General features: G+C 57.0%; 6 protein-coding genes and 1 pseudogene. 2 read left to right on the forward strand and 5 right to left on the reverse strand.

Features of this window, described 5'->3' with window-relative positions:
* Positions 1-73: 73 nt before the first annotated feature.
* Together aglF and NGM06_RS18220 are read right to left on the reverse strand one after the other, a co-directional pair.
* Complete coding sequence (gene aglF, locus NGM06_RS18215) at positions 74-817, reverse strand: UTP--glucose-1-phosphate uridylyltransferase AglF (RefSeq protein WP_254268317.1); 744 nt, start codon at positions 815-817, stop codon at positions 74-76.
* 1,645 nt (positions 818-2,462) lie between these two features.
* Entirely contained in the window at positions 2,463-3,884 is a 1,422-nt protein-coding gene (locus NGM06_RS18220) for a sugar transferase (RefSeq protein ID WP_254268318.1), read from the reverse strand.
* A gap of 617 nt (positions 3,885-4,501) precedes the next feature.
* Between NGM06_RS18220 and NGM06_RS18225 the strand changes: the two genes are divergently transcribed.
* The gene (locus tag NGM06_RS18225; protein ID WP_254268319.1) at positions 4,502-5,698 is read left to right on the forward strand and encodes an aryl-sulfate sulfotransferase; all 1,197 of its coding nucleotides are present in this window, start codon (positions 4,502-4,504) and stop codon (positions 5,696-5,698) included.
* 434 nt (positions 5,699-6,132) lie between these two features.
* Positions 6,133-6,636, forward strand: a pseudogene (locus tag NGM06_RS18230) (UDP-glucose/GDP-mannose dehydrogenase family protein); the annotation flags it as partial.
* A gap of 77 nt (positions 6,637-6,713) precedes the next feature.
* On the opposite strand, the gene NGM06_RS18235 reads toward NGM06_RS18230, so the two are convergent.
* The 3 genes from NGM06_RS18235 to NGM06_RS18245 all read right to left on the reverse strand — a co-directional run bounded on the left by NGM06_RS18235 (position 6,714) and on the right by NGM06_RS18245 (position 12,035).
* Positions 6,714-6,893: a hypothetical protein gene (locus tag NGM06_RS18235; RefSeq protein ID WP_254270076.1), complete on the reverse strand. Its 180-nt coding sequence runs from the start codon at positions 6,891-6,893 to the stop codon at positions 6,714-6,716.
* Positions 6,894-7,136: 243 nt separating this feature from the next.
* Entirely contained in the window at positions 7,137-10,016 is a 2,880-nt protein-coding gene (locus NGM06_RS18240) for a LamG-like jellyroll fold domain-containing protein (protein WP_254268320.1), read from the reverse strand.
* A 750-nt stretch (positions 10,017-10,766) separates the two neighbouring features.
* Entirely contained in the window at positions 10,767-12,035 is a 1,269-nt protein-coding gene (locus tag NGM06_RS18245) for a Cdc6/Cdc18 family protein (RefSeq protein WP_254268321.1), read from the reverse strand.
* Positions 12,036-12,062 lie beyond the last annotated feature (27 nt).

Genomic DNA, 12,062 nt, shown 5'->3' on the forward strand with positions numbered 1-12,062 from the left:
GCCTTGACTCCTTAAGTCCTTCTAAACGAAACTTCTTCCGCCGACGAGTGCTATTGATTACTAGGGCCGCAACTCACCGTGATCCCGGCGTCGTCGTGGCTTTCCGTTTGCCCCTGAGACGACGTTCTGCCTCGTCGCGGTCCTCCGGGTACCCCACGTCGATGCGCCAGCCGTCCATCCGGATGGCGTCGATGGTGCGGCCGCTCTGGATGAGCAGGTCGATGGCGTCGCTGATCTCGTACTCGCCGCGGCTCGAGGGCTGAACGAGGTGGCAGGCGTGGAAGATGGCGGGCGTGAACGTGTAGAAACCCGTCATCACGAGGTTCGACGGCGGCTCCTCAGGTTTCTCGACCACGCTCGTAATCTCGCCGTCGTCGTTGGTGTCACAGACGCCGTATCGATTCGCCTTCTCGTAGGGGACTTCCTCAACTAGGAAGGCGGCGTCGGTCCCATCCCGTTGCTGGCGTTCGACGACGTCGTCAAGGTTCGCGTCGAAGACGTTGTCACCCAGCATCAGCATGAAGTCTTCGTCGACGTGTTCCTCGACAGTCAACAGGGCGTGAGCCAGTCCCTTCTGCTCGCGCTGGTGGGCATACGTAACCGGAACGCCTTCGACCTCGTCGCCGTAGTGGTCGATGATGTCCTCCTTCCGGTATCCCACCACGACGACGAACTCGTCGGCACCCAACTCGGCCAACTGCTCGAAGCATCTGGTCAAAATCGGTTTTCCGTCAACCTCGACCATCCCCTTCGGTTTATCCTCGGTCAGTGGTCGAAGACGGGTTCCCTCCCCCGCGGCTAGCACGACTGCTTTCATGTATTTCCGCACCCTCACGCGAGTGTTAAATATCTTTAGTCTCGCCACCACGAACCGTACTGGCACCTCAGCCGAACCCCGACGCTCTCCGATTGAGGACAAGCGCATCTAACTTCGTCGCAAGGACGACGAACCCATATCTCGAAAACACCGTGATAAACGGGGTGAAACCGCCGAAAATCGGCGTTGCAGCGCTGCCAGTACGAGGTAGAACTAACCGTACATACAAACTAGAAGTCACGCCCGGCGAACACGCCGGTAGACTCGCCAGCATCGGTAGGCGAGTAGCCATGCGAACTTGAGTTCTAGTATTAGCCTGAGTAACAGCCCGTTAGGCCTGCTACAAACAGCGACTTGGTCTCGCCAGCACTCTCCTGAACAGGTGGAACTCCAACCATCTGCTCATGAGGCTCTAGTATGAAGCAATATTGGCTAGAAGAGTGAAAGCGCTCGAAACACACATGCTATTACCGTCGCAACTGGCACGGATTGGGCCTCCCCTACCCGGAGAATGCTTTCCTTGACCAACGACAGCTCCGTGACGCCGACTATGAGTAGTACCGGAACGTAGGTCACCACGTCGGCTTGTTACTTGAGCCCAATGTGTGAGCTGTAGGCGTGATTGCCAGTCCTGCCGATATCAGTGCACCCCCACCAGCAGTGACCTCTCGGCGGAACGTCGGCGATGCTTTGCACGGTCACGAAGATCTGACTGCCACGACAAGCAGGGGCTGGCCTCCCACACCAGCACCTGCCCCGCGACGGCGAAGCTCAAGACAGCGGTGGCAAGCCCCATCCGGGCGTTCGAGAGTTCCTCCCGGTAGCTTCTGCGACCATGACCAGCGTGAGCGCCGTCAGCGCGGGCCATGGGTAGTCGGCGAATCCGAAACCGGTCCATTATGCGAATACTGGCACCACCGCGAGCAACACTGCCGGCGTAAGGTGGACCCGCCGGTCGTCTGTCATCCGAACTGCCAACGTGTGGACAAAGACGGTGACCACAAGCGCGCAGACAATAGGATACCACGTAACACCCATCTGGCGGCATTGATACCGTCAAGGAGGTTGGTCTGCTACTACAGCGTCACGACCATCAGCGGTTCGCCCTTCGCCACTTCAGCGGGGAACCCGGAGAACACGATGAAATCCAAGACACCGGTCGCATCCGCGGCGAGTCATTCGATTTAGTTCCGATAGTAGGGGTCGTTCGAGGGGACGAGTGCGAGCACAGCATTGAGCACGCCCGACTCAGGTCAGGCCACTTGCAGGACCGAGATTGTCTAGAGAGGGATTCCGTCGGTTCTACTTGCCCTGATCGTTCGGCTTCCTTTCCCTGCCAAGTACGAACTCACCGCCGAGGGTCAGCGAGTTTGTACTCGTCGCCTTCCTGAACGATGAGGTCACGAAAGACGAATTCGCTGAAGGTCCCCAAGTCTAGCGACACTCCTCAAAGGTCCACCCATCCTCCTGCTCATTGAGCATGAGGAGGTCACGGAGGTCCGGCCACTTCGCGAGGAAGTCATCAGTCACCTCACGCACGTCAGTCATGGTAGATGATCTGTTAGCATCCCCATAACCCGGTGACAGGGACGAACGAGGCTCTCGGACTGAAAACATGTGTAACAAGTTCCGCATGAGATAGTGCCTACTCAGACGACGAGTCCGAGTTGACAACATCCTCGAACACCTTCCAAACCTGTCGAACAACGATTTTCAGATCGAGCCAGAACGACTGTCGGCGGATGTATTCGAGGTCGTACCGGAGCTTCGCGGTCGGGTCTGTGCTCTTAGCGTCGTTAATCTGGGCCAATCCCGTAAGTCCAGGTTTGACGAACCATCGCTTGCGCCACATGTCGGTCTCCTCCTCAAGCAGCTGCTCCTCGTCAGTCCAGACAGCCCGCGGTCCCACGACACTCATGTCGCCGGTGAGTATCGACCATAGTTGCGGTATCTCGTCGAGATGGGTCTTCCGGAGAACACGCCCGACGCGGGTGATGCGGTCGTTCTCCTCGTCGTTGATTGGTGTCACCGATTCACGCTCGGGAATCATTGTCCGAAACTTGTACACGGTGAACGTGTCGCCGAATTCGGCGGTCCGCTTCTGGTTGTACAGGACCGGCCCCTCGCTGTCGAACTTGATCGCGGCCGCAATTATGAGGATGAACGGTGCGAACGCGAGCAGTCCCATCATTGCAAAGAACACGTCGAACGCCCTTTTGGAGACGTAATCCTGCCAGTCCCACGGTTCAAGTTCGATGTCGACGAGGAAGTCGTCGCCGCCGGTCGTCACCGTCAACACGTCGTCAGTATGTTTCCGGTGTACCTTTGCGCTGACACCGTGCTCGTAGCACGTGTCCAACGCACCGAAGAACTCCGCACGGTCGGGCCGGGTGAACGCTAGGACGACGGTGTCGATGTTGTAATCGACTAGCACCTCGTCCAACCGTGACAGACCGCTGAGATAGTCAAGATCGCCTAAGCGCGCTTTCCCGCTCCCGTCGGCGACGGCATGCGCGTTGGCAGTTGGGGCGTAATCGGTGTAGTACGGACTCGGTGGAGAAACATAGCCGACGGCCTGTACGTCAATCACCGCGAGTATGTCGGCAATTTTCTCGGGGTCGTCGCCCACGATGACCGCACGCTGGCCTTCTGCGGGCCGGCGGCGAATCGTTACGAACCATGCGGGTAGTCCGACGAGCAAGATGACCGTCGTCAACATCAGGGTTGGGCGCGGGAGTCGGTACGTGTAGTCAAAGTAGCCGATGGTCGCGAGCGACAGGGTTGCCACAAGGACTCGCTTTTGAGTGAGCAGGACCGTGTCAAGTATACGTCTCGGCCGGGGTTTGAACAGCGGAATCAGGCTCAACACGACGGCGGCGACCGTCGTCGTTATCGTCAGCACCAGCTTATCGCCCATGAGAACCACGGCCGGGAGCCGTCGAATAATCGGCGGAATCGTAGTAAACACTGTTTGGACGGGTAGAGTGTTCGCAGTGAGTACAGCGGCCGTGGCTATAAAGACCGCACCAACGACACTCAATACCCGGTATCGATACCCGGAAATCATCTGACAGAAGCAGGATAGCGAGGTGGCTTAAAGGCTCCTATCTTCTCTCCAGCATCGACCCAAATATTGTTGGTGTTAAAGTCCTTTATAGATTGTACCACGCTTGGACAAGCGACACAATACTTCCAAATGTCGGGCCGACCCGCAACAGGAAACCGCGATTAATATTTGGAATCGTTAGATATTATCCTCGGCCATCACAAGCCGTCGCTAACTCGTTCACCGGTGGCACTGAACCGGTGACGTGAACATCACTGGGACGAAAACAATGAGTACCGATAGAACTCATCAAGCTGACATCCGGCAATTCGACGGAATAGTTGAAGTCCACAGAAACAGGGTCACTCATTAAAAGAACTTAACCGCGTCGGTTAGCCTTCTGTTTGAGGGAACTCTTAGGCTCTTCCGTTGAAGGAAATTAGTACATCTGTAACCTAACCACTTCTGTTTCGACTGATAGTCGTGCAGCCAGTCTCGATAAAAATATAAACCCAGATTAATGACACCCGGGCATGCCATCGTTCCGCACCTATCGGGTACTGTTTTTCCTCAGTCTACTTGTGCTATGTGCGCCAACTGCGCACGCGTGGATAGAGTCCAGCGACGACATTTCGCGTATGAACCGCAGTGGAATTCTTAATTACGATGCACCGTCTACCAACGGTATCACAGTCGCTGCGAGCGACTACTACGGTCGTGGACGCATCATTGCGTTCGCTCCTAACGGGAGCGTTATGTACTATAACCGGTCGTACTCAGCCGTCGCCGATATCGACCGCGCACACCGCGGCAACCAGTCTATTACGTACGTCGGCAAAGACCATTCCTACACGGGCAGTCAGTGTAGCGCTGACAAATGCACGCTAGTCGCAATCCAGAAGGTAAATATAACGACCGGTGACTCCCGCAGACTTTACTCCGTGGTGCATCCATATCACCCCTCTGGGAGTTTTCACGACGTGGACCGCATCAACGAGACTCATTTCCTGTTTGCCGACATTATGGATGATAGTATATACATCGTTAATACATCAAGCGGTAATCGGACGTGGGAGTGGGACGCTGAAGGAAAATATCCGAAGTCATCGGGCGGTACATACGGTGAGGACTGGACGCACCTTAACGACGTAGAGATGGTGAATAAGACAACATTCATGGCGAGTCTCCGTAATCATGACCGCGTTGTCTTTATCAACCGCCAAAATGGTGTCTTACGGAACTGGACGCTAGGTGAGGAAGATAACTATAGCATTCTATACGAGCAACACAACCCCGACTTCATTCCGGCAAGCAAAGGCGGTCCAGCCATTCTAGTTGCAGATTCCGAAAACGGCCGTGTCATTGAATATCAGCGAAAAAACGGGAACTGGCAGGAATCATGGCGTTGGCATGATACCCGAATGCAGTGGCCCAGAGATGCTGACCGCCTGCCGAATGGCCATACTCTCATTGCGGATACGAATGGGGACAGGCTCCTTGAAGTCAACCAACAGGGCGAGATTGTCTGGAGTATTGACTACCCAGGCCCGTATGACGTAGAACGATTATCGGCGCCAGCAGAATCTTCTGCAGGGCCATCGGCCTCATCGGTCGGCCTCACGTCTCGGACCCCGACATCGCTCAACAAAGGACTGGCAGTTGCGAACTACCACGTTAAGTCCGTGGTTCCGTCACTGATTTTGAACGCGACACTGTATGCGTTGCCGCCGTGGGCGTCACCAGTCTCAGGAATGGCTATCCTCACGCAAAGCCTCTTGCTTGTATTATGGATAATATTAGAGTCCGGAAACTATATTATCGGGATTAGATTGTAGCCGAGCAGTGAGACCGTGAACCTACTATTTAAACCATTGGTATACGGTTCGATTTCCAAAGATAAACTCGCATATGGATTCAATGTTATATAGGATAAAATAAAGTACTCTCCGTAATTAATTTTGACGCCCATCCCGTAAGGTAGCCCGTGGGCGCCCCCTTCGCCCCCATTTCCAAAACGGAAGTTGAGGTCTCTTCGCCGCTCTAGCTCAAATCTCTACTACCATCAGTTTCATAGATATTTTATCATCATTTTATCACCATAATCAGTGTGGCTGGATTTATCCTATTGATAGAAAATATCGGTGAATTTATTTTCATAGGGGGCTGAGGGCGTTTGCGCTCATCTGACCCCCTCAAACCCCACGTATAATGGCTTGCAATGACACCAGAGAAAAAACGTTGAAGCGATGCAACCGTGACGTACAGCGTAATGAATGTCAGTATCGTCGGCAGTAGCTACGTCGGTACCACAGTCGCAGACTGTTTTGCGGATTACAGTCACAAAGTCATAAGAATTGACGTAAACGATGACATCATCACGCCGATCAACGATGAAGAGGCACCGATATACGAACCGGGGCTAAATGACTTATTGCCGAATATGGCGGTGACTACCTACGGGCAACTACCTACTACGCCGCAGTCTACAATACGAAGTGACGTTCCTCGCCCTCCCCACTCCCTCTTAGAGGATGGCAGTATCGATCTTAATTTTCTGAAGGCAGGCGTCCGGTCGCTCGGCGAGGCATTTATGTCGAAAGACGACTCGCATCTCGTGGTAGTCAAATTTACGGTAGTTCGCGAAACCACCAAAGAGACTGCCGCTACACTACTCGCTGACATCTCAGGGAAGACGCTCGACGACGACCTTCACGTCGCGATGAATCCCAAGTTCCTAAGCGAAGTGAGCGCTGCCTGGGACTTCCAGAGTCCGAATAAGGTCGTCCTTGGCACTAGAACTGCATTCGTCCGCAAACACCTCCAAGAAATCTTCGACCTACCTATCATCGACTATGAGGCTTCTATCGTCGAGACCGGGATTCGAGAGGCCGAGATGATGAAGTACGTCAACAACGACTTTCTCACACCGAGGTCGTGGCCTACGACCCCGTGGCCGCCGATAACATCCGAGAGCGCCTCCCCGACATCAAGTATGCTTTCTCTGCCTTGGCGGCACTCGACAGCGCCCACGGAGCACTCGTCGCACCGACCGAGACGAATTCGCGGCGCTCGACTCAGAGTTCGACGCAATGGCCATACCAGTCGTCGTGGACGGCCGACGCGTAATCGAACACCGAGACGGAATTACCTACGAAGGGCTAACGTGGTGAGCGTCGCAACTACCCTCTAGTCGCGTTCTGTGCTTCGTACCGTTGCTGGACTTCGCCGGGCGACAGCGCACGACCATCAATCCGGACCTCATCGATTGCGCCCTCAAAAGCGTGTGCGTTCCTGACACGGTAGTCGTTTCCGAACCGCAGTTGCCCGCCCCAGTCGACTATTCCATTTCCGATTCGTTGCGTGCGGCAGCTGGCCGTTCACATAGATATTCTGGTGTGTCCCGTTGTATGCCACGGCCAGATAAGTCCACGTCCCCGATGGAACTCTGCCCGCCCTGACATTCGACGTTGCGACTCCAGGCACGCGGACTGAAACCACACCATAGGGCGAGAGCGCCACGAAGTTACCGTTCTTACTCTTGAGGAGGAGCTGATACTCCCGGTCCTTCGTGGAGCCAGACCGCGTAGACTTGACCCACATGCTCACCGTGAACCGCGAGGGGGCGCTGAGGTTAGCGGTGGCGGAAGCATTCTTCCCGTCGAACGAAATCGCTCGGCCGTTTGGCCCCTTTACAGTGTCAACCGAACCACGAAGGGTTGCGGAATGGCCACCGACCGCGTCGTAAGCAGTCCCGTCACTGACCTTCTCAAACGGCCAGTGGGCAACCCCAGTTCGGTCGTGCCACTTCACGTTCCCGCCGGTTTCGGGCGCGTCTTTCGGGACCGTCATCGTTGCACCTTCGACGGAGTACGCGCCGGCGTACGGAACAGTCGTGCTGAACACGCCGTACGGGTTGGATTCGACCTTTCGACGGTACGTGAACGACTTCCCGTCGACTTCAACCTGCTTCGATATCGTCACCGTCTGGCCTGACGTCGCGTTCCCGTAGACTCTCGCTCCCGGCACCAGCGCGAACGCCTTCACCGACCCGTCGTTGTTCTCGTACATCATCCGGTAGTGGCCGGATCCACTGGCGCCGCGGCCGGCACTCCCGCGCCGCTGGTGGAGTCGGGCGTAGTTGGAGTCCTTCGGAACCCGAGGTACGTCGAGGTCGGTCGTGACGACAAATCCGACCTTGTCCCGGAGTTTCTGGTACTGGGCCTTCGGAGACCGCGACTCTAGAAATGGCTCATAATGTCTCTCGGCGAATCGATATGACTTCGCCTCGCCGTTCACGAAGTAGTTGTACATCCGGTTGCGCCCCCACTTTGTCAGCACGTAGTTGTCGGGATACTCCAGTTCTTGCTGCTCGGAATATGCGTCCATCGCCACCGACGACCGGAACTTGTCGTCGACTATCTTAACCTGCTCATGGCGGACCGCAGTCTGGACAGTGCCTGCGCTAGAGACCAGCAACAGCAGGACAACGAGGGCCGTGACCGTTCCTCTGTCGGGGAGTTCGAGCGACGGCGTTGTCTCGGATCGCCCCCCAGCGTCGGTCCGTGCGTCCAACACTGGCGACGACGTTAGGTCGAGTTTCGCCACGAACGCGACGAAGCCGTATCCGGCTAGTACCGCGGCGAACGGCGTGAGTTCGCCGACGAACCGGCGCTGGAACGTCGCCAGCACGAGGAAATACCAGCCGTACGTGCAGACGACGAGCCACCCCCGGCGCTGTCGTCGGTAGGCGCGCCAGCTCGCCAGCACCAGCATCGGAACCGCCAGTATCCACGCGAAGCCGAGTTCGAGTATTGGTCCGACGAGGACCCCCGACGGCCCGCCGGCGAACATCGACTGGGTCTCGGCCGGCCCGGACTTGAACAGCAGGAAACTCACCCGACCGCTCAACTTCGATGCGTACGCGGGCAGGAACGTCTGGAGCAGGACGAGACCGGTCAGCGCCCCGGCAACTTCCCCGGTCCCGAGGACGAACCCGGGCATGTCCATCTGGCGAACGGCTTCACCGAACAGCGACACGACCAGTACGCCGACCAGCATCAGCGCCGGGGAGTAGGCGACCATGTCGGTGTGCCACCCGAAGCCCGCGTGGGCGAGATGCGAGAGTACCGACGCGAGCGCTAACCCGGCCAGTATCGGCGCGCTCGCCACCAGCGGCGATCGGTCGTCCCGCACGTCCGCGGCGACCCGAACCGCCACGTAGACGCCGAGAGCACCGATGATGATGGGACTTGCGTCCCACGCCAGCACCTGCCCGGCCACTGCGACGCCGAGGACGCCCGCCGCGAGCCACCGCCGCGTGTCCGAGAGGTCTTCGCGGACCACGTCGGCCAGCCAGACCAGCGAGAGCGCGGTCAGCACCAGCCACGGGTAGTCGAACGCGTGGTGGTCGGCGAAGCCCAGCCCCGTCCGGTAGGCGAACGCCGGAATCACCGCCAGCAGCACCACGGCGGCGAGCGCGACCCGTCGGTCGCCGGTCAGTCGGACCACCAGCGCGTAGGTGAGCGCGGCGACGACGAGCGCCGAGACGACGGGGTACAACGCCAGCACCCACCCCGCGGCGTCGGCCCCGCCGAGCAGGTTGGTCAGCCACCACAACGTCGCGACCATCAGGGGTTCGCCCTTCGCGACTTCGGCGGGGAGCCCAGAGAGGACGCTGAAGTCGAAGACGCCGGTCGCTTCGGCGGCGAGACGTTCGACCCAGTAGCGGTAGTAGTACGGGTCGTTCGAGGGGAGGACCACGTACTCGCCGCGGAAGACGCTGGGGAACACGTACGCTCGCATGAGGGCGACGAACGCCAGCGCGCCGGCAAGTGCACCTGCTTCAACGCGGGACACGGAGGGGAGCGACACGGAGGGGAGCGACGGCCCCTCACCGAGATCCGACTCGGAGTCGGTCTCCTCGCCGTCGAGGCTCGCTCGCACTGCGTCTGGGTCGGCGATCTCGTACTCGTCGCCGTCCTTGACGACGATGTCGCGGGAGACCAGTTCGCCGAACGTCCCCGAGTCGAGTGGAACCTCGTCGAAGGTCCAGTTGTCTGTACGTTCATCTACTGCGAGGACTTCGCGGAGGTCCGATTCGAGGGCAGGTTTCTCCGCAAGGAGATCGTCGGTCGCCTCGCGTACGTCAGTCATGGTGGCGAGATAACGTGACTGGCGCATAAACCCTACGACACTCGCTGGCTAAGAGTTGTCACGAAGAGTCTCTACTGCTGATTCAGTCACCGTTGAACCACTACATACGCGTCTACAGCGGCGATACGCATATTAAATCACGTAGTTCCTCGTACTCGTATTTCGATTCGACGAAAAACCATGGTGCGACGAGACTCGCACCGATACAGTTCGCCACGAGGTCACCGACACCGTAGTAGCGCATCGGAAGCGTGCCCTGTACCAGTTTGATCGTCAGTCCGAATATCACTGCTATAGCGAGCACACCATCGACCCGCTGCCGTGGACGGTGCTGCCAGTCGACCGCTCCATATGCGAGGGTGTACGCCAATTCAGCACAGGCCGCGAGGTGTAGCTTCTTGTCCCAGATTGACCCCAGCTTAGGCGGTTCGGGGGCTGTTTTAGCATCGAAAAGTCCACCGAAGCTACCGCGCGGCTAACGGAAACGAGATTCGTGGCACATTCTATAATCATGAACTATGGCACAGAATCGTCGACATACGGCCGTCTCGAAGAATCAAATCAAGTATTTTTCAGACGAATGACACGATTGCCGAGGAATTCCTGCTATGGAGCATCTAGATCCAATCCGTCGGAGAGTTCGAGGTTAGGACCCCACACCATTTTTCTTGAGTTCTCAAAAAGTATGGGGGTGACGTCCCCCGCCTCAAAGAGCTCAGAACGGTAGTGGGAGAACTCACGCCGCAAAGCTCACTCACAGTCGGTCACGTCGACAGCAAGCCACTCCCGGCCGAGGTGCGTGAACGCTTCCTGTACCTTGTCCGGTTTGACGTCGTCACTAAACTCGTGTTCGTTCCACTGGCCGGTACCACGCCCCTTGTTGTGTTCGTACGTATTGATCCATCCGAACATCACCAGCTTCGAGAGGTGGTTAAACATCCCGCGCTGGGTGAGCGGTTTGTCGCCGTAGTGGTAGGCGACCGCTTCGTAGACCCCGTGAATCGTGCTCGTCCGAGCAGGCGTCTTGCCCTGTTCGGTGAGATGCGCGACCGCTTTCAGGATGTAGAGCTTCTGATTGTCCTGGTCTGTGAACTTCTGGACGAGATTATCGTACTGCAGTTTTTCGTGCGCCCGATCGATGTGGTCGTCACTGATGGGTTCTACCCCCTCCTTTTCGGCAATCTCCGCGGATTTCTTCAGCAGGCGGATCGCCCGTCGTGCACTACCGCGAGCATTCTGATACGCTTTCGCCCCACACCGGGCGATGGTGTTCGTGTCGTACGCCCCCGACGAGAGCGCTTTTTCGGCGCGTGTGCGGACGATCTCTTGGAGTTCGGGCGAGGTGTACTGAGGGAAGTACACCTCCGTCTCGCAGAGACTGTCTTTGATCTTCGGTGAGAGGTTCTTCCGGAACTCGTAGTCGTTGCTGATGCCGATTACGCCAACGCGGGCCTCGGTCAAGTAGCCACTATCACGTGCGCGTGGGATATCGTACAGTATCGTCTGGTCGCTCCCGATTTTCTCGACTTCGTCGAGGATCACTAGAATCGTCCCCCCGAGGGCATCGAACTCCTCGTACATCATGCTGTAGACGTCGCGTGGCGCGTACCCCGTATTCGAGAGTTTGTCACCTGGCTCTCGGAACTTGTTCACGATGCCGATTGCGATTTGATAGGAGGATGTCGTGTCGTCCGTCTTCGTGAAGTTCTCGCAGTTCACCCAGATAACGTTCAACTCTCGTTGTTCATCTTTCGGAAGTGATTCGTTTTTACTGGTGAGATCCCGTTCAAGGTTGTTAAGCAGGTATTTTGTTGCTGCAGTTTTGCCAACGCCGGTATCCCCGTACAGAAACGCGTTCTCGGGGGGTCGGCCCTTATATATGGGTTTGTAAACATCAAGATAATCTTCGAGAACCTCATCTCTGCAGACGAACTCATCAGGAGTGTAATCTTCTTCGAGTACCTCTGCATTCTCGATAAGTTCAACCTCGTCTTCGAATATCGACTCGGAGGTAGTCACAGTTGAGGGAACAGACGAAGATATCTT

Origin of the sequence: Halorussus aquaticus (assembly GCF_024218795.1) — an archaeon.
GTDB classification, from domain to species: domain Archaea; phylum Halobacteriota; class Halobacteria; order Halobacteriales; family Haladaptataceae; genus Halorussus; species Halorussus aquaticus.

Excerpts from the sequence above, each read along its gene's own strand:
- aglF (WP_254268317.1), bottom strand. The coding sequence starts at position 817 with ATGAAAGCAGTCGTGCTAGCCGCGGGGGAGGGAACCCGTCTTCGACCA.
- NGM06_RS18220 (WP_254268318.1), bottom strand. The coding sequence starts at position 3,884 with ATGATTTCCGGGTATCGATACCGGGTATTGAGTGTCGTTGGTGCGGTC.
- NGM06_RS18225 (WP_254268319.1), top strand. The coding sequence starts at position 4,502 with ATGAACCGCAGTGGAATTCTTAATTACGATGCACCGTCTACCAACGGT.
- NGM06_RS18240 (WP_254268320.1), bottom strand. The coding sequence starts at position 10,016 with ATGACTGACGTACGCGAGGCGACCGACGATCTCCTTGCGGAGAAACCT.